Origin of the sequence: Camelimonas lactis (genome assembly GCF_004342915.1) — a bacterium.
In the GTDB taxonomy this organism is placed as follows: Bacteria; Pseudomonadota; Alphaproteobacteria; order Rhizobiales; family Beijerinckiaceae; genus Camelimonas; species Camelimonas lactis.
The window spans coordinates 84089-108473 of the sequence record NZ_SLWL01000002.1 but is presented as its reverse complement, the minus strand read 5'-3'; the positions used below and the strand labels follow the sequence as shown (position 1 = coordinate 108473).

The window sequence follows — 24385 nt, the reverse complement described above, 5'->3', positions numbered from 1 at the left end:
GACGGGGAGCCCTGTTCGCGGTGACGCGCCACAGGCGTCCCGCCGGGGTTTCAGATGTTGCTTTTTTCTTCCACCAGTTTCCATCGCCATGCGCGCCGCCAGGTTCTGGCCGGCTGCTCCGTCGCCGCGCTGCTGGCCCTCGCGCCAGCTGTCGCCCAGGCCCAGAGCGATCAGGCCCGGAATGAGGCCGCCGCGCCCGCGCAGGCTGGCGCGGCGGGCGCCGCCAGCGCCCTGCCGGCGGACGTGATCCAGCTCGACACCATCAGCGTCACCGCCAACACCACCCCCACGGACCTGAGCAAGGTGGGCAGCGCCGTCACCGTGATCTCCGGCGAGGAGTTGCAGCGCCAGCAGATCCGCTTCGTGCCTGACGCCCTGCGTCAGGTTCCGGGTCTTGCGGTCAGTCGCTCCGGCCCGGTTGGCAAGCAGACCCAGGTGCGCATGCGCGGCTCGGAGGCCAACCAGACCCTGGTCATCATCGACGGCGTCGTGGTCAATGATCCGGCGGCAGGCTCGGAATACGACCTGACCAATCTCCTCACGGACGATGTGGACCGCATCGAGGTGCTGCGCGGCCCGCAGAGCGCCCTGTATGGCTCGGACGCCGTCGGCGGCGTCATCAATATCGTCACCAAAAAGGGCTCGGGCAAGCCGCGTTTCAGCACGCGCATCGAGGGCGGCTCGCGCCAGACCATCAACGGCGCCTCCAGCGTCAGCTATGGCGATGAGCGGTTCAATTTCGTCATTGGCGCCAATGGCTTCAGCACGGACGGCTTCTCGTCCGCCGATCGCCGCTACGGCAATTTCGAGAACGACGGCTACCGCAACGCCGGCGGCTATACGAAGTTCGGCTTCAGCCCCAGTGAATATCTCGAATTCAACGTCATGGGCCGCTACACGAAGTTCTTCAACAAGACTGACGGCTACGCCGGCGGCGTTGGCGCCTATGACGACAATTCCGATACGAAGGGCGAACAGGTTTTCGGTCGCGCCGAAGCGAAGCTGAAGCTGCTGGACGGCCGCTGGAACCACACCTTCGCCGCCACCCGCAGCGACCAGAACAACGAATATCGCCTGGACAGGCTGCCCCAGAGCGATTCACGCGGCACGGTTTCGCGCTACGAATACAAGACGGACCTGCGCTTCGACACGCCGTCGTTCCTCGACGCCACGCACATTGTCACCTTCGCCGCCCAGCACAAGGACGAGCGCTACCGCACCAACAGCGCCTGGTCGAACCTTGACCAGTCCATGGCGTCGACCGGCCTCGTCGGCCAGTATCAGGGCACCTTCCGCAATCTGACGCTGACCGCCAGCGTTCGCCACGACAACAACGACATCTTCAAGGATTCGACGACCTACCGTTTCACCGGCGCTTACCGCATCGACGAAACCGGGACCAAGCTGCGCGCCTCTTACGGCACGGGCGTCAAAAACCCGACGATGATGGAGCTGTATGGCTACACCAACACCTATCGCGGCAACCCCAACCTGACGCCCGAGAAGGCGCGGGGCTGGGATGTGGGCGTCGATCAGGAGCTCTGGGGCCAGCGCGTGGTGCTGAACGCCACCTACTTCAACCAGCGCATCACCGATCTGATCACCGGCGCCGGCTACACCTCGGTCAACATGCCGGGAACTTCGGCCATCCAGGGCGCGGAACTGGGGCTGACCGTGCGGCCCATCGACGGCCTGACCATCGCCGGCTCTTACACCTATAGCGATGGCAAGGATGCGACCGGGATAGAGCTGGTGCGGCGTCCGCGCAATATCGCCAGTCTTAATGTCAATTACGCCTTCCTGGAGGGCAAGGCCAATGTCAACCTGGGCGTGATCTACAACGGCAAACAGACCGACTGGGCCTATGACGTCTTTTACAACCGCGAGATCGTGACCCTGGGCGCGTATACGCTGGTCAATCTTGGCGGTTCTTACCGCATCAACGAAAACGCCGAACTGTACGTCAAGGTCGATAACCTTTTCGACAAGCGATACCAGGAGGTCTACACCTATGGCGTCGCGGGCCGCACGGCGACGCTCGGCGCGCGCATCACCTTCTGAGGGCGACATGCGCGGCGGACTGGCCAGGACCTGTATCCGGGGCGTCGGTCCGGGGCTGGCGGCTGTCGCCGCCGGCGTCGGCCTTGCGTCCGTCGCCGTTGCGGCGGCGGCGCCGCCGCAACGGCCGCAGCGCATCGTCTCGGTCAATCTCTGCACGGATGAACTGGCCCTGCGGCTGGCGCGGCCGGGAACGGTGGCCTCGGTGTCTTACCTGTCGCGCCGGCCCGACACGTCAAATGTCGTCGCCGAGGCGGCGGCGATCCCGGTCAACTATGGCCTGGTGGAGGATGTTGTCTCCTTCCGTCCCGATCTGGTGCTGGCCGGGCTTTATACAACCCGCAACACCGTGACGTTGCTGCGAGCGCTCGCCGTTCCGGTCGTGGAGATCGATACGCCGCCCAGCATCGACGGCGTGCGCCAGCAGATCCGCGATGTCGGCGCGCTGCTCGATGGGGCGGAGCGCGCCGAAGCCCAGATCAAGGCCTTCGACGCACGGCTGCCCAGGGTGGACCCGCATGCGCCGCGCCCCCGCGCCGTGGTGGTGCGGGCAAGCGGCTTCACCACCGGCCCCGGCACGCTGCTCAACGACATTCTGACCCGCGCCGGCATCGACAATCTCGCCGCCGCCGGCCCGCTGGCCGGGCAGGCCCAGCCGCCGCTGGAGGCGGTGATCCAGGCCAGGCCCGACATGCTGATTCTCACCGACGAAGAAGGCGAGGCGCCCGCCCTGGCCGGCGAAGTGCTGGTGCATCCCGCCCTGAAAGCGCTGGCGAAACATGCGCGCGTGGTGACCTTGCCGGCGCGTTTGTGGACCTGCTCCGGGCCCGGCGTCGCCGAGGCCGTGGCCAGGCTGGCCCTGGCTGCGGACGACTGGCGCGCAGCGCACAACGCTGGCGGCGCCAGCCAGGCGGGCCTCAGACCATGATCCGTCACCCATTGCCGATGCTGCCGTGGCCATGGCTGGTCGCCGTGCTGCTGGTCGCCACCGTCGCGCTCACCCTGGCCTCTGTCGCCATTGGCTATGCGCCGCTCAACCTGGGGGCGGCCATCGCCGGCGCCTGGAGCGGCCGCGACAGCATGGACGCGCTGGTGCTGGTGCAACTGCGCCTGCCGCGCGCCCTTCTGGGGGCGTTCATGGGCTTCAGCCTTGGCGTTTCGGGGGCGGCGTTGCAGGGGTTGCTGCGCAATCCGCTGGCCGAGCCCGGCGTTATTGGCGTTTCCGGCGCGGCGGCGTTCGGCGCCGTTTGCGTGTTTTATTTCGGCTTCGCCGGCGCCTTCGCCCTGGCGTTGCCGCTCGGCGGCATGGTGGGGGCGCTGGTCGCCACCTTGTTACTGTTTCGCATGGCCGGCGCCAGCCGCAGCCCCACCGGGCTGATCCTCGCCGGCGTCGCCATCAACGCGCTGGCCGGCGCCTTCACCGCGCTGGCGCTGAACCTGTCGCCCAATCCTTACGCCGCGCTGGAAATCGTCTTCTGGCTGATGGGCTCGCTGGCTGACCGCAGCATGGCCCAGTTCCTGCTGGCCGCGCCGCTGATGGTTCTGGGGTGGATCGCGCTGCTGGCTTCGGCCCGCAATCTGGAGGCGCTGGCCCTCGGCGAGGACACCGCCGCCAGCCTCGGCGTCAATCTGCAGCGGCTGCGGCTGCAACTGGTGCTGGGTTCGGCGCTGGCCGTGGGCAGCGCCGTTTCGGTCACCGGCGCCGTCGGCTTTGTCGGTCTGGTGGCGCCGCATCTGATGCGCCCGCTGGTCGGCCACCGTCCTGGCCGTCTGCTGCTGGTCAGCGGTTTTGCCGGCGCCATGATCGTGCTCTGCGCCGACATGGCGGTGCGGCTTTTACCGGTCCAGCCCGAACTGAAGCTCGGCGTGATGACCGCGCTGGTCGGCGCGCCGTTCCTGATCTCGATGTTGCAGGGCAGGAGGCGGTCATGACCGCGATTGACGCCATCGCCGCCAGCGGGCTGAAACTGGCGCATGGCGCGCAACTGGCCCTGGATGGCGTCGACTTCACCCTGCGCCCGGGCGAGATCGTCGGCCTGATCGGGCCGAACGGCGCCGGCAAGTCGACGCTGCTGCGCATTCTCGCGGGCGTCGCGCCGCCCGACGCCGGCCAGATTGCCTGGGGCGGACAGACGGCTGGCGAGATCGGCCGCCAGCAACTGGCGCGCTGCGTCGCCTGGTTGTCCCAGAGCGCCGATTCCCTCAGCGACGATAATGGCGCCATGCGCGCCAGCGATATCGTCGCCCTCGGCCGCCTGCCGCACCGGCGCGCCTTCGCCAGCCTCACCGCCGCCGATCACGCCGCCATCGACCGGGCCATGGACGAGGCCGATTGCCGCCAGTTCCGCGACCGGCCCCTCAATGGCCTTTCCGGCGGCGAGCGCGTGCGCGTGCTGCTGGCCCGGGCGCTGGCGGTGGAAGCGCCGTTCCTGCTGGCCGACGAGCCGGCGGCGGCGCTCGATCCGTTGCACCAGCTCCAGGTCATGCGCCTGTTGCGGGCTAAGGCGCGGGCTGGCTGCGGCGTGCTGGTCACCCTGCATGACCTGGCCCTTGCCTCGCGCTTCTGCGATCGCCTGGCCTTGCTGGTGGACGGGCGCAAGCTGGCGGACGGCCCGCCCCAGGCGGTGCTCGACGACGCCATCGTCGCCCGCGCTTTCCACGTCCGCCTGGCCCACGCCAGCCACCGGGGCGAGAACTACGTAACGCCCTGGGAGCCGGTCGATCCCTGGGCAAGCAACAGGACGGAGGATGGACATGACTGATGCGCAGGGCGTTTTTGACATGGTGCGGCGCCATGCGGAGGATTGCGCCAGCGCCTGGGCGCTGGGGACCTTCGGGGCCGTGGCCGAATTCCTGCGCGACGCCGATGAGCCTGCCCATGTGCGCCTCGACGCCGATGTGGTGGAGGCGGCGACCGGCCGCGGCGCCATGCGCCTCACGCCGCACCCGCAGCTGGCCGCCGTGGCTTTCGAGCGGCCGCTGTCGCAGGGGCGCAGCTGGAGCCAGAGCATCGCCCTGTGCCTGCCGCGCGACGCCTGCGCCATGAACCGGCGCGCGACGTTGACCGAACTGGGGCCGGATCGTGAGGCCGTGCGCCCGCAGGACCGCGAGGCCATCCTGTTCGACCTCGGGCTGGGCGCGCTGCAGGTTGACGCCTGCATAAGGACCAGCCATCCGGAACTGATCACCGTGCTGCGCGCGGCGGAAGGCGCTTCGGTGTTCGATCCGGAACGCTCGCCCATGGGCGCCATCCTGCGCCATGGTCCCAACCGGGTGTTCTGCGGCCAGATCGGCCGCATCGAGGTGTTCCAGCCGATTCCGCCGCCGGATGGCGTCAGCCCGGAAGGGCCGCACACCCATCTGCTGCCGAAAATGCTGCGCACCGGCCGCACCCACGCCGCCACCGAGCCGATCCCGGCGGGCCTGGTTCCTGTCGTTCACCTTGGCCCATCGCACCCAATGAAAACCACGCTGGGCAAACCGCGTCCGTTCGATCAGCAGGCCCATGCGGCGTTCCAGTCCCTGCTGGCCGCATACGGCGATCCGGCTCATCGGGCGGTGAAGCATGAAATCCTGGCCGCCATCGCCGACGGCGCCGGCCCTGACGGCTGGCGGGAGCCTGAAACCCGTCCGGCCCGCGCCGCCGCCCGCGTCGCCCTGGCCCAGGCCATGGCGCTGTACGGCGAAGCGCCTGTACTCAACGCATGGCGCGCTATTCTGGGCCACGAGGATGCGCCTGAAGAACCCGATGAACAGAGCCAGCACCGGTGACGCCGTTTCCTGATATGTCAGGTGATCCTCATTTAACATCCATATGATTTTTATGTGTTTTTTTTGTATAGATGTTTCCCGGCGCGACGTCTTCCCGGCGCGCCGGCTTGCCAGCTTGGCTGATCCCTGGTTTCGCGCGCGCCGCGCCCGCGCTCGCGCCAGTTGCGGGCGGTAACGCCTGTGGGTTCGCGATCCAGCCGTGACGCCTTGCGAGCCCGCCGCTTTCGTGGATGGCCGGGCCATGACAACCGGGAGGCATGAAGAAAAGGGGTCAGGCGCGCGGGGCTACCTGCGCGCGCGCCGCCGCTGCCCAGATGCGACGACAGCGCCCGCATGCTCCAGGCCGATAGCGTGATCGCAGGAAACCGATCGCTCCTGTGATCGATTCCTTCCGTAACCGGCCACTTCTGCGATTGATCGCGCCTTATTTGCCTGGTCGCGCCAGCCGGTCCAGGTTCATCCCTGCGATACGGGGGTCGGCGGCGAAATCCGCGTGCGAGAACTCCACCGCCTGGCGGGGAAACTCGCACAGGGCCTGCACGCCGCTGGCGCCGATGCGCATGCGCCAGCTCTGCCGCTCCACCGGCGCGGGCTGGGTGAAGATGCGGCAGGAGAACAGCGCCAGATTGGCGCCGCCGCGTGGATCGCGCACGGCGCTGTAGCGGATGATCTCCGCATCGGCGGCGCGGGCGGCGTCGGCAAAGGCCTGGCAGCCTTCATAAGCGACGGGATCGCGCCAGATGTCCGCATCCTGCGCCAGCGGCGCCTCTGTCAAATCGAGCATCCGCCCGCTGGCCACGGTGGCGGCGAAGGCGGTGTATTCGGAGGCGTCGGCGGGCCAGGGCGTGGCTGGCGACTCGGCGAAGAACAGCAGCCGGTAGAAGGCCATTTCCGCCACTGCCGTCGCTGGACGGTCGGCGGCGTAATAGACGCCCGGGGTCCGGCCCGCCCGGCGGAAGCGCGAGCCGGTGGGGTAAAGCGCCCCATAGCGAAACGGCGTCGCCAGCAGAAAGTCCAGATGGCGGCATTCGGGCGGGATCGCCGGCTTCGTCTCCTCGATCAGCTCTTCCAGCAGCGCCTGTTCCGCCAGATTGTCGCTCAGCTTCAGGGTGGAGACGTGGTGCTGTGCCTCCACCAGCCGCCAGCAGGTTCCGGCGTAGGGCCGGAACTCAGATGAGAGCGCGACGCGCGTCCAGATAGGCGATGACATCGACAAGTCCGCTGATGCTCTGCAATTTTTCGACGGGGCGCGCCGCCAGCATGGTGTTGGGCGCGTTCAGCCAGGCGGCCGCGACGCCATCGTCGCCGCCAACCAGCGCATCGAGCGAGCGGAACAGGCGGATGAACAGCACGGCCAGTTCGAATGGCTTGGATGCGGGCTCCAGGTTGAACGCGCCGCGCTTCATGCGCGACGCCGTCGCTTCGCTGACGCCAATGCAGGCGGCCAGCGTCCGGGCGTTGACGCCCAGTCGCCCGGCGGCGCGGACCACCGCTTTGGTGACGACCGGCCCCGCCGCCACCTGGGGCGTCTGCCGGGATTCATCGGTCAACATGGCGACATCCTTTCCATGGAAAAAATATATAGTATAATTTCCTCGGAAAATAAAGCTCTTCCCCCAGCGCCTTCATCAGACGGTTTTCAGGAAAGCCAGCAACCGGGCCTCGTCGGCGCGCAGGTCCGTCACGTCATGCGGGGTCGGGCGCGCAAGCCTGCTTGCGCGCTCCGCCGGCGTCATGTCCGCCAATGCCATGACACCCGGGTGGATATAGGATTTGCGGCAGATGGCCGGGGTATTGTTCAGCCGCCCGGCGGCAGCGGCGGTCAGCGCCTTCACGGTCGCCTTCTGGTCGGCCGGGGTCTGCCGCGCCGCCTCGAAGGCGGCCAGCGTGCCGCCCCAGGTGCGAAACGTCTTGGCGGTAATGCCGGGGCCGGCGACGCCGGCCAGCCAGGCGTTGACGTCCTGGGAGGCGAGGGCGCGCGTTTCGCCAGCCTCGTCGATATAGGTGAACAGGTTACGGCCCGGCAGGTCGCCAATCTCGTGCAATACTCGCGCCAGCCGGCGGTTCCGCAACGTATGTTGCACGCGCCTGCCGCCCTTGGCCCGAAAGCGCAGCCGCACCACGCCGTCCCCCAGGGTGAGATGCCGGGTCAGCAGCGTGCTCGCCCCGAACGTGCGGTTTTGCGCCGTGTAGCAGGCATTGCCGACGCGCAGGCTGGTCTGGTCGATCAGCATCACCAGCGCCGCCAGGCTGAAGGCCATGTCGCCGGCGTCGCCTTGCAGGTCGCGTCGCAACCGGCGCCGGATCATCGGCAAACTTTCTCCAAAACCAACGAGCTGGGCGAAGCGGGTTTCGGCCTGGGCGGCCTGCCACGCGGCGTGATAGCGATATTGCTTGCGCCCGCGCGCATCGCGGCCGGTAGCCTGCAGATGGCCGTTGGCCAGCGGGCAGATCCAGACGTCGCGGTAGGCCGGCGGCACGCCAAGGGTGCGCACCCGCGCCAGTTCGGCCGCATCGAGCGGCGAACCGTCGGGATGACGATAGCTGAATCCCCGGCCGTGGCGGCGACGCGCGATGCCCGGTTCGCTGTCCGATACATAAACGAGACCAGGCGGCGTCGGCGTCGCTTCGGCCGCGTCATAGTCATGGCGGATAAGGTTCATGCTCTGGTCTCCGTCCCTGTCAGGGCGGAACCCCCTGCTGGCGGCCGGGGTTCCGGCAGGGCGGCGTCCTCCGGCCGGAATGTCGTCGAGACGACGGTTTGCAGCGTATGACTGGTGCATGATCCGGAAAGCATGGCGAGGGAGACGGGGCGACAATGACGGCGATGGTCGATGAACTGCTGGCGGCATGGCGAAGCGGCGTTCCGCTGGATCTGGGCGGGAAGGCTGTCGCCGGGCCCACGACCCTTGATGAAGGCTATGTTATGCAGGCCGAGCATGCGGCCCGCCGCCTCGCCATTTCAGGCGGCGCGCAGACCGGATACAAGCTCGGCGCCACCAGCACGGCCACCATGCAGGCCCTGGGTTTCTCAGAACCGTTTCACGGCCCCGTCCTCTCCGCCTGGACCCACGCCAGCCCCGCGACCCTGCCGCGCGCGGATTTTTTCGTCTGCGCCATCGAACTGGAGGTCGGTTTCCGTCTCGGCGCCGATATTGCCGATCCACGGATCGACATGGCGACCCTGCGCGACGCCATCGCTGACGTTTTTCCCACCCTGGAGGTGGCGGACAGCCGTTTTCTCCAGAAGCCGCGCCCGGGACCGGCGGCCATCGTCGCTGACCTCGGCAACGCCGGGGCGCTGGTCGTGGGCCCGCCGGTCGCCAACTGGCGCGCGCTGGATCTGGAAGCCATGCCGGTGACGCTCAGGGCCAATGGCGAAACCGTCGCCAGCGGCTCTGGCTCCCTGGTCGTCGATGGTCCGCTGGGGCAATTGCTGCGCTTCGCCCGCAACCGCGCCGCCACGGGCGCGCCGCTGAAAGCCGGCGAGATTGTCAGCAGCGGCTCGTGCATTCCGCCCTGGCCTGCGCCCGCCGGCGCGACGCTCGTTGGCCGCCTTGAAGGGCTGGGCGAGGTTTCGCTCACCCTGACCTGACGTTCACCATCATGGGACTGTCGCCATGCGTATCGCTGTCTGCTCACCGGTGGCCCTCGACGAAATGCTGACCCTGCTGGCCGGCGTGCGAGGGATCGAGGCCTGGCCGTGCGCGGTCGCTGATCTGGCGGCGGCGACGCGCGAGGCGGACGCCATCGTTCTCGGCAGCTTTCACTACGGGCCACAGCTGGCGGCGGCGCTGGCGGCGCCTGAAGCGCGGACCCGCTGGCTGCAGTTGCTGACGGCGGGCTACGAAACCCTCGACCAGCACGGCCTGCCGGGCCGCTGCAAGGTCAGTAACGCCGGAGACGTCTGGTCCCCCAGCGTCGCCGAGCACGTATTCACCCTGATTCTCGGGCTGGCGCGCCGCGCCCGCCAGTGCGCCGCCGACCAGCAGGCCGGCCGCTGGAAAGCAACCGTGCGTCAGCAGGTGCGCTCGCTGGCAGGCGCCCGCATGCTGATCGTCGGCATGGGCAGCATCGGCCGCGAAACCGCCATGCGCGCCAGAGCTTTTGGCATGAGCGTCGCCGGGGTCAACCGCACCGGCCGCCCCGTGGCGGAGGCGGACGTCATCTATCCGGCGGGGCGTCTGGGCGAGGCGCTGGCGGAGGCCGACGTTATTGTCGTCGCCGCTCCGTCCACGCCCGGAACCAGGGGCATGATTGGCCGCGAACAGCTGGCCCTCTGCAAGCCGGAGGCCCTGCTCATCAATGTGGCGCGCGGCGACCTGGTGGACAGCGGGGCGTTGCTGGAGGCGTTGCGGGCAGGCCGGATCGGCGGCGCGGGCCTGGACGTCACCGACCCGGAGCCGCTGCCCCATGGTCACCCCTTGTGGGACGAACCGGACGTCATTATCACGCCGCACCTCGGCGGCGCCGCCTCACCGCGATACATGTCGCGGCTGGCGCGCCATGTGGCCGACAACGCGGCCAGGTTCGCAGCCGGCGAAACGCCGCGACATCTCGTGCAAATACAGGCCGGCGCATTTTCTGGTGAAGCGGAAGCCGCTTCGCGCCTGGCAGGCGCATGAAACCGCCTGACGTGACGCCGCTACGGTCCGTGCAGCGCTGATGCGCGGGCGGCCGGCGACAATGTCGCGCTTGTGACATTACTGCGCGTTGCTTGCGTGCACACTCATCAGGCGGCCGGCGCATCCGGGCAGGATCGCGCAAGAACGCCGGAAACCGCGTGGGCATGGCGCGTTCGCCATGGCTGCTATCGGGCAACAAAAATATCGGGAGGCGTCACAATGAAATGGGGTTTAACCGCCGTTGCGGCGATGTCCATGATCGCCAGCCTCGGTCCGGCCATGGCTGGAAAGAACTATGGTCCGGGCGTCACCGACTCGGAGATCAGAATCGGCCAGACATTCGCCTATAGCGGTCCGGCTTCCGCCTACAGCGTCATTCCGCGGGCGCAGATCGCCTATTTTAGAATGGTCAACGAGAAGGGCGGCATCAACGGCCGCAAGGTCAGCCTGATCTCGCTGGACGACGCCTACAGCCCGCCCAAGACCTTCGAGCAGACGCGCAAGCTGGTGGAGCAGGAGAATGTCTCCTTCATCTTCAGCCCGCTTGGCACCCCGACCGGCATGGTGGTGCGCAAATATCTGAACGACAGAAAAATTCCGCAACTGTTCGTCGGCGGCGGGGCCACCGCATGGGGCGATCCCAAGCATTTCCCCTGGAGCATGAGCTTCCAGCCGTCCTACCAGGCGGAAACGGCGGTCTACGCCGCTTATGTGCTGAAGCACAAGCCGGACGCGAAGATCGCGCTGCTCTACCAGAACGATGACGCCGGCAAGGACTACGCCTATGGCTTCAAGAAAGGCCTGGGACCGGACAACGTGAAGAAAATGGTTGTCTCCGAGGCGACCTACGAACCGACGGACCCGAGCATTGACAGCCAGATCCTGAAGCTGCGGGCCTCAGGCGCGGACGTGCTGTTCATGCACGCCATTCCCAAACAGGCGGCGCAGGGCATTCGCAAGATTCATGAAATTGGCTGGAAGCCGACCTTCTTCCTCGCCGCGACCTCGGCTTCCGTCTCGATGGTGCTGCAACCTGCCGGTCTTGAAGCGTCAAAGGACATCATCACGGCGCAATACGTGAAAGACCCGACGGACCCCCAGTGGAAGGATGATCCCGAGACAAAGGACTGGCTGGCCTTCATGGCCAAATACTATCCCGACGGCAATCTGCAGGATTCGGGCAATGTTTATGGTTATGTGGTCGCCGCCGCCACCGCCCGTCTGCTGGAGCAGGCCGGTGATGACCTGACGCGGGAAAACATCATGAAGCAGGCGGCGAATATGGATTTTCGCATCCCGATGCTGTTGCCCGGTATCAAACTGCACACCACGCCAACCGACTATTACCCGCTGAAAAGCCTGCAACTCCAACGCTTCAATGGCAAAACCTGGGTGCTGTTCGGCGAGATCATCACCCCATGATCCAGGCCCGTTCGCCAGCCGCGCCGCCAGTTCCGGCGGCGCTTCCCCAACAAACGTCCTGTGAAAAGCCCCCAGGTCAGGCGACCTGATGGTCCACCCGCCGGAAACCGGCGTCGCCATTGGCGGCGCTGGCCAGGGCTGCCCGGTCAACCACCGTCACCACGCCATAACCCAGCCGGATGATGTTGCGGGCCTGCCAGTCGCGCAACTGGCGGTTCACGGTCTGCCGGGAAGCGCCGACCATGCCAGCCAGCGTTTCCTGGGTCAGGCGCGGCGCCGCGGCTGCGCAGTCCGCCGCGACGGCCGACATGTCCAGCAATGTCGACGCCAGCCGGCTGCTGAGCGGACTGGTCAGGCTGTCGACCAGCATGGCGAGGATCAGCCGGACATCGCCGCACAGCAGCTGGGTGAAGTGCTGGTGCCAGGCCGGATTGTCGCGGAGCACGCGCCGGAAGGCGGAGGCGCTCAGACGCAGGGTTCTCGCGGGCCCGGCCGCCGCTGCGTCCTGGCAATGGGGCCTGGCGTCGAGCAGGGCCAGATAGCCGAACCATGCCCCCGGGCGATGCACCCCCTGGGTGATCTGGCGGCCGGCGCAGGTATTGCTCACCAGATTGATCTGGCCGGACAGCAGCGCGTACAGGCCATCCGGTTCATCGCCGGCGGCGAACAGCAACTCGCCGGCCTTGTGATCGCGCACGCAGCCGTGACGCACGATCACGTCCTTCAGCGCCGCGGGCAGGGCCGCGAACCAGCTGTCCTGGTCCAGGACCGCGAAAATCCTCTCCGGCGTCACCGGGTTCGTCGTTGCGCGCGTCATGGGTGGTCATCACTTCATGGCCAGATCTCGCCGGGGGGAGCTCACGCCCGCGCTGGCGTTGTTACGGCCCCGGTGGAAGCGGAGCTGACGTTGCGGGCGTATTTGTCGTAGACGCTGGTGCTCGCCGGCCGCCCGGGGGCGCGCCAGGCGGCCTGACGGCTGGCGAGCGTCTCGGGCGACACATTCAGATCGATGCGCCGGGCGTCGAGGTCCACCACGATCTCGTCGCCGTCGCGCACCAGGGCGATCGGCCCGCCGAACGCCGCCTCCGGGCTGACGTGACCAATGGCGAGGCCATGCGAAATGCCGGAGAAACGCCCGTCGGTGATCAGCGCCACGCTGTCCTTGAAGCCCTGGCCAACCAGGGCGGCGGTGACGCGCGCCGTCTCGCGCATGCCGGGCCCGCCGGCCGGGCCTTCGTTGCGGATCACCATCGTGTCGCCGGCGACGATTTGCCGGGCCATCACCGCCGCATAGGCCGCCGGCTCGTCCTCGAACACCCGGGCGCGGCCGACGTGACGGCGCAGCTCGGTTCCGGTCGCCTTCAACACCGCGCCTTCCGGCGCCAGGTCGCCGCGCAGGATCACCCATCCCCCATTGGGGTGCAGCGGCGCCTCGGGGGCGGCGATCACGTCCTGGCCGGTGGGGAAGCTTACCCCGGTGAGGCGCTCCGCCAACGTGCGCCCGTCGACGGTGAGGGCGTCGCCATCGAGCAGGCCCGTGCGATGCAGCGCCTGCATCACCACCGGCACGCCGCCAATCTGGTGCAGGTCCTGCATGTTGTATTTGCCGGAGGGCGTGAAATTGCCGAGGTGAGGGGTGCGGTCGCTGATCTGCTGGAATTCCTCCAGCTCCAGCCTGACGCCGGCCTCATGGGCGATGGCCAGCAGATGCAGCACGGCGTTGGTGGAGCCGCCCATCGCCGCCACCACGGCCATGGCGTTGTGCAGCGCCGCCCGGGTGATGATCTGGCGCGGCCGCACGTCGCGCGCGAGCACGTCGAGAATCAGCTGGCCGGTCTCGAAGGCAATGTCGCCGCGCCGCCCGCTCACCGCCGGGGCGCTTGTGCAATTGGCCGCCGTCAGCCCCATCACCTCGATGGCCGAGCCCATGGTGTTGGCGGTGAACATGCCGCCGCAGGCGCCAGGACCAGGCAGGGCGGTTTCCACCAGTTCGTCCATGTCGGCGCGGGTCACGGCGCCAGCGGCGAAGGCGCCGGACATTTCCGCCAGGGTCTGGATGGTGACGTCCTTGCCGCGATAGCGCCCCGGGGCGATGGCGCCGCCGTACAGATAGACTGCCGGAATGTTGAGCCGCGCCATGGCCATGATGCAGCCCGGGTTGGTCTTGTCGCAGCCGCCGATCGCCACCATGGCGTCGAAGGCGTAGGCGGTCGCCGCCAGTTCGATGGAATCGGCGATCATCTCGCGGCTGATCAGCGAAGCGCCGCCGACCGCCAGCACCGCGTCGCTCACCGCAACCGTGTTGATCTCCAGCGGCACGCCGCCGGCGGCGCGCACGCCGTCCGCCACCCGCGCCGCCAGATCGCGCAGATGGATGTTGCACGGCATGGCGCCGCTCCAGGTGTTGGCGATGCCGATAACCGGCTTGCCAAAGTCTTCCGCCTTCACGCCGGCGGCGCGCAGCATGGCGCGGGTGGCGAAGGCGTTGGGGCCGGTGAGGCCGGCGCTGCGCAATTTGCGGGCGGGGCGCTGGTCGGATGCGGTCATGTGGGTTCCCCGGATAATGCTGGCGGCGGCTTCAGGCGCAGCCGGCCTGGGCGGCCAGATCGGTGATGGATTCGGCGATGAAGTCCCGGTCGGCGGCAGGCTGGAGATCGGCGCGCTGCTCCGGCCCATATTCCGTGCCCCGGTAAATGAACGCCGTGCGCAGGCCGCAGGCGCGCGCCGCCTGCAGATCGTCGTTGTGCGCCGCCGTCATGCAGACTTCATGCGGTTGCAGCGACAGCAGTTCAGCGGTGCGCAGACAGCTGTGCGGCGTCGGCTTGCGATCAACCACCGTGCCAAAAACATCGAAGACGAACGCCCTGATTTGTCCCCGCATCGCGCGCCCTCCCGGATTCAGGCCGGGGCGCGCAGGCCATAAGGCTCCGCGCAGGCGAGGATTTGCGACCAGGTTGTGGGATCGATGGGGATGCCGTTGCGCCGCCGTTCGGCGCGCATCAGTGCTTCGGCTTCGCCGGGAACCTGCACCGGCGCCCCTGGATCAGCGGCTGGCGAGGCCTTCACGTAATCGACCAGCGTGGCCATGGCGGCGTCCAGCCATTGCGTCTCGATGAGACGGGCGGGATCGATGACAATCGACATGATGCCGTTGACCAGGCCGCGTTCGCCGGTGAACCCGTCGCCGGAGCGGGGGCCGCCGGTCATGACGCCGCCGAGCGCCTCCGCCATGAAGGCCAGCCCCCAGCCCTTGTGCAGGCCGAAGGCGGTCTGCGCCCCGCGCGGCTCCTCGAACATCACCGCCGGACTGGTCGTTGGCCGGCCCTGATGATCGATCAGGCTCCCCTCCGGCGCCGCGACGCCCTTGTTCCAGGCGACACGCACCTTGCCGAGGGCGATGGTCGCGGTGGCGAAATCCAGCAGCATCGGCGCCGCGCCGGGCAGGCCGATGCACACCGGGTTGGTCATGACCCGCGCGTCGCTGCCGCGATAGGGCGCGACGGTGGGCGTGTGATAGACGGCGTTGACGAAATGCAGCGACAGCAGGCCCTCTGCCTGCAACCGCTCGGCATAGGCGCCGACGCGGCCGATATGCTGAGCGTTGCACAGGGTCGTCACCGCGACGCCGTGGGCGCGGGCGATGGCGGCGGCTTCGTCCATCACCCGGTTGGCGGCCGGCTGGCCGTAGCCCATCTGGCCGTCGAAGCGGGCGAAGGCGCCGTCGCCGCCAATACGTTGCGGCGTCTGGTTGGGTTTGACGTGGCCGGCGCGCAAGTGAAGGAAATAGGCCGGGATCATGCCGACGCCGTGGCTGTCGTGCCCGGCCAGATTGGCCTCCACCAGATGATCGGCGATCTCCTGCGCTTCATGGCTGCTGGAGCCCGCGGCTTGAAAAAGCGCGGTGACAAAAGACTTCAGCCGTTCGCTGTCGGCGACCGTGGTCATGGGCGTTCCTCGCTAATTGCCGGCATCCGCAAGGCTTTTCACGCCGCAACGCGCGCGGGGACCCTGACGCGCTGCGGAGGCGTCGCTGTTGCGGTCCGTCTTTTCTGGAATGATGTTAGATAATGCCTGCTGTCTCCAAGTCGCTTTTGCGGACATTCGGGGACGGTTGGCGGACACGCCGCTGCGAAACCGGAACAAATCCGGGCGCGTGAACATGACGGGAGGAGCCATGCTGGACAGGCCGCAACCGGTTCCCGCCAGCCTGCCGATGTTGCGAACGCTGCCGGCGGCGCTTGATCCGGCCGTGCATCCCCTGCACAAGGCCCGCGCCCTGGTGACGCAGCTTGAGGCCGCAGGGGTGGAGCCGGCCCGCGCCCTGGCCGGCGTGGGGTTGCAGGCGCGGGACCTTGACAATGTGGCGGCGCGCATGTCGATCCGGCAGCTCATCGGCGTGTTCCGCAACGCCCACGCCCTGGTCGATGATCCCCTGTTCGCCCTGCGCGGCGGCCTGCAATGCCACCTGCCGATGCTCGGCTATTTTGGCCTGCTGCTTCTGACCTCTGCCAACTGGAAGCAGTTGATGACCTGTTTCGAGAAGCACCGTCAGCATTCGACGCCGGTGCTGGGCGTCAATGTTTCCGTGTCCGACGCCCATTGCGTCATGACCTATTTCGACGCTCACGATCTCGAACCGGAGCTGTTCAGTTTCATCCTGGATTTTCACCTGGGCATGGCGCTGACGTACCAGCGCGACCTTTATGGCGAGGGTTTCCAGCTCGCCGGCGTGCGCCTGTCGCGCGCCAGACCGCGCCATGCGGCGGAAATCGTGGAGCTTTACGGCGCTCCGGTCCGGTTCGGCGCGGCGCGGGATGAGATTCTCTGGGACCGGAGATGGGTTGGCGAACCCATGCGCATGGCCGATCCGCTGACGGCTCAGGCGCTGGAGGAAATTTGCGGCCAGCTTTGCGAGCAGATCGCCGCCGGCAGCGGCGTCGCCGGCGTCGTCACCCGCATGCTGGAAGAGGCGCGCCATGATTTTCCGGGCATCGATGAGGTGGCCGCCCGCATGCATGTAACTTCGCGCACCCTGCGGCGCTGGCTGCTGGCGGAGGGGGCGTCCTATGCCGGCATTCTCGATACGGTGCGCGCCCGCATGGCGATCCGCTATCTGCGCGCCACCCGCATGAAAACCGATGAAATTGCCCGTGTGCTTGGTTTTGGCGCAACAGCGAGCTTCCGCACGGCTTTTCGTCGCTGGACAGGCCGGCAGCCAAGCGACTTTCGCCCCCGCAGCCGGGGGCGGGGCGACGTGCCAAGGATCGGCCAGCCTGTCAGGGACGCGGCGGAGGCGATATCAGACCGGCTTCAGCTCGAAAACCAGCAGGGTTGAGGTGGCCGAGGCGCAGATCCGGCCGCGCGCGTCGGTGAGTTTCGCCTCGGCGAAGGCGACCCGGGCGCCCATCGACACCACCACGCCTTCAGCTTTCACCGGGCCGCTCGCCGGCGTCAGGGCGTGATGATACGCCACTTTCAACTCCAGCGTGGTGAAGCCCTGGTGGGCGCCCAACCGGGTGTGAACCGCCGCGCCGCAGGCGCTGTCGAGCAAGGTGGCGGCGTAGCCGCCGTGCACCGAACCGATCGGGTTCAGCGTTTCCGGTCCAGGTGAGCCTTCGAACACCACCTTGCCGGGTTCGACCGTCGTCGGGGCGAACGACAGCGTCCGCATCATCGGCGGCGGCTTTCCCGCCGCCATGAGCCCGCGCAACTGCTCCAGTCCGCCCAGTTGCGCCGGGTTGTTTCTCAGTACGTCCATGGCGTTGTTTCCTGTTGTTATCGGCGGGCGGCTATCCTTCCGCCGTGGCGATAGCGGGCGCCTTTCTGGCGGCGCGAGCCAGTTGCCCGAGCAGGGCGAGAGCGGCCAGCCCGCCGCAAAGCTGCATGGCGCCGAGCACAGTGGTTGTGGCGAACGGCAGGCTGGAGGCAAGCGCCGTGGTCGCGGCGGCGGCCGCCATCTGCAGGAAGCCGATCAGCGCCGAGGCCAGTCCAGCCCGCGCGCCAAAGGGCCGGAGCGCGATGGCGGTCCCCAGCGGATTGGCCATGCCCATGCCGAGCAGAAAGATGACGGTTGACGCGGTGTAGGCGACCAGGCTCGGCTGACGGTAGGTGAGCAGCAACAGCAGCCCGCCGGCGGCGGCGAGGAACGCTCCGGCGTGGGCCATGGTGAGCGCGCCAAACCGGGCGGCCAGTCGCGGCGCCGCCAGTCCGGCGCCAAACACCACGAACACCGTCGCCGCCGTGAACAATCCATACTGGATCGGCGTCATGCCGATCTCCGCCATCAGGATCACGGGCGCAGCGGCGAAGGTGGCGTACAGACCGCCGATAATCAGGCTGACGGCGAGCGCCGGGCAGATGAAGCGCACGTCCACGGCCAACGCCGCATAGGCGCCAATGACATTCGGCAGGGAAAGCGGCGCGCGGCGATCTGGCGGATGGGTTTCGCCAAGCCTGGACACATAGGCGACGAGCAGGATCACGGCGACGACGCTGACCAGCAGGAAAATCATGCGCCAGTCGAAGAAGGTGGCGATGAGGCCGCCGACCAGCGGCGAGAAGCCCGGCGCCGCCGCCATGGCCACCATGATCATCGACAGCGCCTTCGCCAGCATGTCCCCGTCGAAAAGATCGCGGGCGATGGCCCGCGCCAGCACCGAGGTGGCGCAGACGCCCATGGCCTGGATCACCCGACCGGCGACCAGAATCTCCAGGGAAGGGGCGAGGCCGCAAATGGCCGAGCCGAGCAGAAACAGCCCGAGTCCGCTGACAATCACCCTGCGGCGGCCAAACCGGTCCGAGATCGGACCAACGAAAACCTGGCCCAGGGCGAAGACGAGGAAAAAGCTGGAAAGCGTCACGCCAAGATCGCGCGGCGCCACATGCAGCGCCGTGGCGATGGCCGGAAAGGCCGGCAACATGATGTTGGTCGACAGCACGCCGACGGCGGCGAAGCCGGCCAGCAGCGCGATGAGGCCAGGGGAAAGGCTTCCTGCCTTCGAAGATGCGCCGGCAATCTGCGGGTGGTCAGGAGTGGGGCTGGCCATGGCGGTCACTCCGCTTCCGGATATGCAGCCCGGCTTTGGGCGGTCGGCGCCAGCGGGCCTGAGGGGGTAGGGCCGGCGCCCCGGCTGTTATGGAAAATGGGGCTCATGGCTTGTTTCGTCCCGCTGAGGCAGAGGCGATCTTCACATCGCCGCCCTGCCGTGATTAGATGCTACGCATCATCCAATCTCATTAGGATGATTATCGACATCCATATTGTCAACGGTCGAACAGGAGGCAGGCGTCATGCGACGGTCCCGGGCCGAAAAGGCCGAAACCCATGAACGGATTCTCGATGCGGCGGCGTGCCGTATCCGCGCCCACGGCCCGGAAGGCCTCAGCATCAGCGAGCTTATGAAAGCTGCCGACCTGACCCATGGGGGTTTTTACAAACATTTTGGTTCACGCGACGCCCTGATTCAGGCCGCCGTGGCGCGCGCCGCAGCGGCCAGAACCGGACTTTTCAGCGAGGAGACGCAGGCGGGCGGGCCGGAGGCGGTGCGGAAGGTTGTCGGGCGTTACCTGAGCGAGGGCCATCGCGACAACATTGCCGCGGGCTGCGCCATCGCGGCGCTCGCGGGCGATGTCAGCCGGCAGCCGGACCCGCAACTTTCCGGCCCGGTGCGTGAACTGGCCGAGCGTGGGTTCGCGCAAATGAACGCGGCTTTTGGCGGCGATGCGGCGACGGAGGAGGACGCAGTGTTCGCCTGGTGCGCCATGCTGGGCGCCCTGACCCTGTCGCGGGTGTTCAGGGGGGAGGCGCGGTCCGGCGAGATTCTCGACATCGCCCGGCGACGGATCGTGGCGATGGCTGAAGCGAAGGCGTCCGCCGATGACGCCAGTGAAGGCGCCGACGGAGCGGACCGGTAAATGCAGGTTGCGACGGCTGTTGCGGCGGCAGGTTGCAACTAGCCGACCTGGCGCGTGAGCGACCGGTCAGCGCGCCGTGGCGCAGGCGCCGTCGCAGCGCGCGGGCTTCTTCCCGTAACAGGCGCGTCTCACCGGCGCCCCTGCCGGCGGACCCATGGCTACAGGGGGCGGCAGGCCGGATGGCGGCGCGCACTCCCGGGCCAGATCGGCGCGCGCCGTGACGATCAGTCCGTCGCAAGTGTTCGCATGTGCTCCCGGACCGCCTTCAGGATTGCATCCGAGCGCTCCGCCGATGTCGCGACACGGGCCAGCGCCAGCGCCCCAACCATGGCGCTGACGGCGACCATGGCCTTCTCCCTGTCATCGCCCAGCATCTGCGAAATGGCGCCGATGAAGGCGTCCACATGCCCGCTCATGACGTCGCGACACTCCGGGGCGGCGCGCCCCGCCTCGGCGGCCAGCGCGGCGATGGCGCAGCCGCTTTCAGGCGCGTCCCTGTGGGTGCGGCTGAGGTAGCTGCGGGCGAATCCGGGCAGGTCTCCGGTCTGGTTCTCCTGTCCTGTTGTGTGTTCCTGACGTTTCGCATGCTTCTGGCCATCGTCCAGCGCCCGCGCCAGAGCCTCGGCCAGCAGCGCGGCGCGGCTGCTGAAATGGCCGTAAAATCCGCCATGCGTCAGGCCGACGCTCTTCATCAGCTCGCCGACGCTGACTGATTCAAGGCCATTCTTCCGCACCTGCCGCGACGCCTCCGCGAGGATGCGCTCGCGATTTTCTGTTTTCCCGGCTTGCGAATGACCCATGCCCAATACCCGCGCTTGACGATCAGCATGATGCCAATCATCGTGGTGAATGTCGATCATCATCCAGATCGCCAGAGGCCAGCGACAGGGAGAACGCCATGACCGCAGCAACCCCTTCGACCGCGCGCGTGCGCAGCGAACGTCACGATCACATTCTCAAAATTATCATCGATAACCCGACAAAGAAAAACGCCTTCATCCCCGAGATGATGACGCAGCTTTCCGACGCCCTCACCGAACTGGACCAGGACCCGGAGCTGTGGGTTGGGGTGCTCTGCGCCGAGGGAGACAATTTCACCGCCGGCCTCGACATGCCGAAATTCTTCGGGCCCGGCGCCACGGCGCGCGAGCTGCCGCCAGGCGCCATTGATCCGTTCGGCCTGCGCAACCAGTGTCGCAAGCCCATCGTCACGGCGGTTCAGGGTATCTGCTTCACGGTCGGCATCGAGATCGCGCTTGCCGGCGACATCGTTGTGGCGGCGGATGACGTGCGTTTTTGCCAGATGGAATCCCGCCGGGGCATCGCGCCGCTTGGCGGCGCGCATTTCCGCTTCATCACCCGCACCGGGTGGGGTAACGCCATGTATCATCTGATGCTGTGCGACGAGTTCGGAGCCCAGGAGGCCCTGCGCATTGGCCTGGTGCAGGAAGTGACGCCGGCGGGCGCGCAGACCGGGCGCGCCATGGAGCTGGCCCGGATCATCGCCGCCAATGCGCCCCTTGGCGTGCAGGTGACAAAGGAGGCCGGGCGCAAATTCATCGAAGCGGGGGAGCGGGCGGCGATCGACGTCATCCCCGCGATTCGCGGCCGCGTCATGCAGACCGAGGATGCCGCCGAGGGCATTCGCTCATTCGTCGAGCGGCGCGCCGCCGTCTTTCGGGGCCGCTGAGGCGCCCCCGGGGCCGCGCTTCTGGACCGGCCGCTTCAACCAGATGGCGGGCCTCGCCATGGTCTGGCGGCGTTTTGCGCCTGGACGGGTCGCGCTGGCAAAAAAGAAACCGCCGGGGTCCAGCGGACCCTGGCGGTTTGTCTTTGGCCCAGGCCGCCTGGTCAGGATCAGGGGGAGGGCGTTGACCTGTGGTGCGATTCCCACCGGGTGTTCAGCCGCAGGGCGACCAGGGTGCAGATGGCGCCCGACAGCAGATAGGCGCCGGAGGCCAGCAGTCCGAACTGGCTGGAGAGCACCAGGGCGACCAGCGGCGCGAAGCCGGCGCCGAACAGCCACGCAAGATCCGAGGTCACGGCGGAGCCGGTGTAGCGGTAGGCTGGCGAGAACGCCGAGGCCACGGCGCCCGAGGACTGGCCGAACGACAGGCCCAGAATGATGAAGCCCACGATCATGAAGGAAGCTTCGCCCACCGGGCCGGCGTCCAGCAGCTGGGGCGCGAAACCGGAGAACGCGGCGATCGCCACGGCGCTGGCGCCCAGCAGCACGCGCCGGCCAACCCGGTCAGCGATGATGCCCGAAGCGACGATGGCCGCCGCGCCGAACACGGCCGCCACCATCTCGATCACGAGGAAGCTGGCGGGGTTGTCGCGGGTGAACAGGTAGACCCACGACAGCGGGAACACGGTGACCATGTGGAACAGGGCGAAGCTGGCCAGCGGCGCGAAGGCGCCGATCGCCACGTTACCGCCCTCGGCGCGCAGGGTTTCGGAAATCTTCTTCGGATGCAGGTCCTGGTTGTTGAACAGCCGCTGGTAGTCAGGCGTCACCACCATGCGCAGGCGGGCGAACAGGGCCACCACATTGATGGCGAAGGCCACGAAGAACGGATAGCGCCAGCCCCAGCTGTAGAAATCTTCCTGCGACAGGTAATGGATGAAATAGGCGAACAGGCCGCTGGCGACGATCAGGCCGAGCGCGGCGCCGAGCTGCGGGATCATCGCGTACCAGCCGCGCTTTTCCGGCGGGGCGTTGAGGGCGAGCAGGGAGGCCAGACCGTCCCAGGTGCCGCCGAGCGCGATGCCCTGGCCGACGCGCGCCAGCGCCAGCAGCCAGATCGACAGCGCGCCGACGGTCTCATACCCGGGCAGGAAGCCAATGGCGCAGGTTGAGGTGCCGAGCAGCACCAGCGCGATGGTCAGCTTGGCGTTCTTGCCGGCCGCCCGGTCAATGGCCATGAAAATGGCCGTGCCAAAGGGGCGGGCGATAAAGGCCAGCGCGAAGATCGCGAAGGAATACAGTGTGCCCCGCAGGGGGTCGGCGAACGAAAACACCAGTTTCGGAAACACAACGACCGAGGCGATGGCGAAAACGAAGAAGTCAAAAAACTCCGACGTGCGGCCAATGATAACGCCAATCGCGATTTCCCCGGGGTTCACGTGACCATGGCGCTCCGGGAGGCCGCCGTCGACGGTAGTCAGGGTCTGCGCCATAGGATCCGTCCGTTGAAATATCGTTCAGTTTCGCGGCGTCACGCCATCACACCGGCGAAAGCGGACGCCGCCGCCGCGCGAAATGGCCCCAATGCAAGAAAGAGGCGTCGTCTGCCTCAGGGTTGAATTGGCTCTGGCCTCATGCAGCATAGCTCCCGAGGACGGCATTGGACAAATTGTCCAATGTCATGTTCGCTATGAGGGTGATTAGCAGCTCCCTGAACGAGCGTATTTCGGGAAGGATGGCGCCGTGAACCGTTTTCGCATTGTCGCGTTGCTGCCGGTGCTGGCCCTCCTGGGCGGCTGCAACTTTGTCGTGCTTCACCCCGCAGGCTTCGTCGCAGAGCAGCAACGGGACCTGGTCATTATCTCGACGCTGCTGATGCTTGTCATCATCATTCCGGTGATGGCGCTCACGGTGCTGTTCGCCTGGCGCTACCGGGCGGCGAACAAAAAGGCCGACTACCAGCCGGACTGGGACCACTCCACCGGGCTGGAGCTGGTGATCTGGGCGGCGCCGCTCCTGATCATCATCTGCCTCGGCGCCATCACCTGGATGGGAACCCACCTGCTGGACCCCTACAGGCGCCTGGAGAAGATCGCCCCCAATACGCCGGTGGCGCAGGACGTGAAACCGCTTGAGGTTCAGGTCGTCGCCCTCGACTGGAAGTGGCTGTTCATCTACCCGGAGCAGGGCGTCGCCACGGTCAATGAGCTGGCGGCGCCGGTCAACCGGCCGGTTCACTTCCGCATCACCGCCTCCTCGGTGATGAACTCCTTCTATATCCCGGCCCTGGCGGGCCAGATCTACGCCATGCCGGCCATGCAGACCCAGTTGCACGCGGTGATCAATCACCCGGGCAACTACAAGGGCTTTTCCGCCAATTACAGCGGCCACGGCTTCTCGGGCATGCACTTCCGCTTCCATGGCATGGACGAGGCCGGCTTCGAAACCTGGGTGAACGAGGCGAAAGCCTCCGGCGCCCGGCTTGACCGCGCCGCCTACATGCAGTTGGAGCGTCCCAGCGAGAATGTGCCGGTGCAGAAGTTCGGCCAGGTGGAAAAGGGGATCTTCGACCTGATCCGCAACCTGTGCGTCGAGCCTGGCCGCATGTGCATGAGCGAGATGATGGCGCTGGACGCGGGCGGCGGCCTCGGCCTCGCCGGCATCAACGCCACCCTGCCGCTGCCCCGCGACTACCGGGCGCGCGCCAGGAGCGGCGACCGCGTGATCGCCAGCATCTGCACGCCCGATGAGGCCGAGCAGATGGCGTCGCGCGCCCCGCCGGTGGCTCCGGTCCGGTCGTCGACGGCGATCACCGGCTTTGGCCTGCCGCAACCCGGCAGCATCTTCCGCCGTTCCGAACCCACGCCGCGCGGTATGCAGACGGCGCGTCCCACGAACTCCTGACGCG

23 protein-coding genes are annotated in these 24385 nt (G+C 67.5%); 12 read left to right on the top strand and 11 right to left on the bottom strand.

The annotated features are described in order from the left end of the window. The first annotated feature begins 54 nt into the window (after positions 1–54). The 5 genes from EV666_RS03440 to EV666_RS03420 are packed head-to-tail and all read left to right on the top strand — an operon-like array spanning position 55 to position 5829. A complete protein-coding gene (locus EV666_RS03440; RefSeq protein WP_132003143.1) occupies positions 55–2061 on the top strand; it encodes a TonB-dependent receptor plug domain-containing protein in 2007 nt (668 codons plus the stop codon). Positions 2062–2068: 7 nt separating this feature from the next. Then, entirely contained in the window at positions 2069–2986 is a 918-nt protein-coding gene (locus EV666_RS03435; RefSeq protein WP_165909883.1) for an ABC transporter substrate-binding protein, read from the top strand. Next, positions 2983–3990: a FecCD family ABC transporter permease gene (locus EV666_RS03430; protein WP_245514191.1), complete on the top strand. Its 1008-nt coding sequence runs from the start codon at positions 2983–2985 to the stop codon at positions 3988–3990. Before EV666_RS03435 ends, EV666_RS03430 begins: the two co-directional genes overlap by 4 nt. Continuing rightward, on the top strand, positions 3987–4820 hold the full coding sequence (locus EV666_RS03425; RefSeq protein ID WP_132003137.1) for an ABC transporter ATP-binding protein: 834 nt from the start codon (positions 3987–3989) through the stop codon (positions 4818–4820). The genes EV666_RS03430 and EV666_RS03425 overlap by 4 nt, the downstream gene beginning before the upstream one ends. Further along, entirely contained in the window at positions 4813–5829 is a 1017-nt protein-coding gene (locus EV666_RS03420; RefSeq protein ID WP_207906324.1) for a DUF6925 family protein, read from the top strand. The genes EV666_RS03425 and EV666_RS03420 overlap by 8 nt, the downstream gene beginning before the upstream one ends. 424 nt (positions 5830–6253) lie before the next feature. On the opposite strand, the gene EV666_RS03415 is transcribed toward EV666_RS03420, so the two are convergent. From EV666_RS03415 to EV666_RS03405, 3 genes are all read right to left on the bottom strand, one after another. Continuing rightward, positions 6254–7039: an RES family NAD+ phosphorylase gene (locus EV666_RS03415; protein WP_132003134.1), complete on the bottom strand. Its 786-nt coding sequence runs from the start codon at positions 7037–7039 to the stop codon at positions 6254–6256. Further along, the gene (locus tag EV666_RS03410; protein ID WP_132003131.1) at positions 6999–7382 is read right to left on the bottom strand and encodes an MbcA/ParS/Xre antitoxin family protein; all 384 of its coding nucleotides are present in this window, start codon (positions 7380–7382) and stop codon (positions 6999–7001) included. Before EV666_RS03410 ends, EV666_RS03415 begins: the two co-directional genes overlap by 41 nt. Positions 7383–7457: 75 nt before the next feature. After that, positions 7458–8492, bottom strand: coding sequence for a DNA topoisomerase IB (locus EV666_RS03405; RefSeq protein ID WP_132003128.1), 1035 nt, complete (start codon positions 8490–8492; stop codon positions 7458–7460). 155 nt (positions 8493–8647) lie between these two features. Between EV666_RS03405 and EV666_RS03400 the strand changes: the two genes are divergently transcribed. The 3 genes from EV666_RS03400 (at position 8648) to EV666_RS03390 (ending at position 11876) form a co-directional block, all read left to right on the top strand. Then, a complete protein-coding gene (locus EV666_RS03400; protein WP_132003126.1) occupies positions 8648–9424 on the top strand; it encodes a 2-keto-4-pentenoate hydratase in 777 nt (258 codons plus the stop codon). 25 nt (positions 9425–9449) lie between these two features. Continuing rightward, positions 9450–10454, top strand: coding sequence for a D-2-hydroxyacid dehydrogenase (locus EV666_RS03395; protein WP_132003123.1), 1005 nt, complete (start codon positions 9450–9452; stop codon positions 10452–10454). Between the two features lie 219 nt (positions 10455–10673). Continuing rightward, positions 10674–11876, top strand: coding sequence for an ABC transporter substrate-binding protein (locus tag EV666_RS03390; protein WP_132003120.1), 1203 nt, complete (start codon positions 10674–10676; stop codon positions 11874–11876). Positions 11877–11952: 76 nt separating this feature from the next. Here EV666_RS03390 and EV666_RS03385 read toward each other — a convergent pair whose 3' ends face one another. From EV666_RS03385 to EV666_RS03370, 4 genes are read right to left on the bottom strand one after another with little or no spacing between them, the layout of a single operon-like run. After that, positions 11953–12693: a Crp/Fnr family transcriptional regulator gene (locus EV666_RS03385; protein WP_132003117.1), complete on the bottom strand. Its 741-nt coding sequence runs from the start codon at positions 12691–12693 to the stop codon at positions 11953–11955. A 41-nt stretch (positions 12694–12734) separates the two neighbouring features. Beyond that, entirely contained in the window at positions 12735–14423 is a 1689-nt protein-coding gene (gene ilvD, locus EV666_RS03380) for a dihydroxy-acid dehydratase (RefSeq protein WP_132003114.1), read from the bottom strand. 31 nt (positions 14424–14454) lie between these two features. Further along, positions 14455–14757, bottom strand: coding sequence for an HAD hydrolase-like protein (locus tag EV666_RS03375; protein ID WP_132003111.1), 303 nt, complete (start codon positions 14755–14757; stop codon positions 14455–14457). A gap of 17 nt (positions 14758–14774) precedes the next feature. Then, entirely contained in the window at positions 14775–15821 is a 1047-nt protein-coding gene (locus tag EV666_RS03370) for a malate/lactate/ureidoglycolate dehydrogenase (protein WP_132003108.1), read from the bottom strand. A gap of 229 nt (positions 15822–16050) precedes the next feature. Here EV666_RS03370 and EV666_RS03365 point away from each other — a divergent pair, with 229 nt between their 5' ends. After that, positions 16051–17211 (top strand): AraC family transcriptional regulator, encoded by a 1161-nt coding sequence (locus EV666_RS03365; protein ID WP_165909882.1) that lies wholly within the window; start codon positions 16051–16053, stop codon positions 17209–17211. Here the strand turns inward: EV666_RS03365 and EV666_RS03360 are convergent. Both EV666_RS03360 and EV666_RS03355 read right to left on the bottom strand, forming a co-directional pair. Beyond that, complete coding sequence (locus tag EV666_RS03360) at positions 17176–17634, bottom strand: PaaI family thioesterase (protein ID WP_132003102.1); 459 nt, start codon at positions 17632–17634, stop codon at positions 17176–17178. The genes EV666_RS03365 and EV666_RS03360 overlap by 36 nt on opposite strands. Before the next feature lie 31 nt (positions 17635–17665). Next, positions 17666–18922 carry a multidrug effflux MFS transporter gene (locus EV666_RS03355; protein ID WP_132003099.1) on the bottom strand — a complete coding sequence of 419 codons (1257 nt, stop codon included), beginning with the start codon at positions 18920–18922 and terminating at the stop codon, positions 17666–17668. A gap of 244 nt (positions 18923–19166) precedes the next feature. Here EV666_RS03355 and EV666_RS03350 point away from each other — a divergent pair, with 244 nt between their 5' ends. Beyond that, positions 19167–19790, top strand: coding sequence for a TetR/AcrR family transcriptional regulator (locus EV666_RS03350; RefSeq protein ID WP_132003096.1), 624 nt, complete (start codon positions 19167–19169; stop codon positions 19788–19790). A gap of 224 nt (positions 19791–20014) precedes the next feature. Here the strand turns inward: EV666_RS03350 and EV666_RS03345 are convergent, their stop codons facing one another. After that, on the bottom strand, positions 20015–20590 hold the full coding sequence (locus tag EV666_RS03345; protein ID WP_132003093.1) for a TetR/AcrR family transcriptional regulator: 576 nt from the start codon (positions 20588–20590) through the stop codon (positions 20015–20017). Between the two features lie 98 nt (positions 20591–20688). On the opposite strand from EV666_RS03345, the gene EV666_RS03340 reads away from it, so the two are divergent. Further along, positions 20689–21480, top strand: a complete 792-nt coding sequence (locus EV666_RS03340) for a crotonase/enoyl-CoA hydratase family protein (RefSeq protein WP_132003090.1) — start codon at positions 20689–20691, stop codon at positions 21478–21480. A 167-nt stretch (positions 21481–21647) separates the two neighbouring features. Here EV666_RS03340 and EV666_RS03335 read toward each other — a convergent pair whose 3' ends face one another. Further along, positions 21648–22970, bottom strand: a complete 1323-nt coding sequence (locus EV666_RS03335; RefSeq protein WP_132003087.1) for an MFS transporter — start codon at positions 22968–22970, stop codon at positions 21648–21650. 250 nt (positions 22971–23220) lie between these two features. Here EV666_RS03335 and cyoA point away from each other — a divergent pair, with 250 nt between their 5' ends. Further along, on the top strand, positions 23221–24381 hold the full coding sequence (gene cyoA, locus EV666_RS03330; RefSeq protein ID WP_132003084.1) for a ubiquinol oxidase subunit II: 1161 nt from the start codon (positions 23221–23223) through the stop codon (positions 24379–24381). Positions 24382–24385 lie beyond the last annotated feature (4 nt).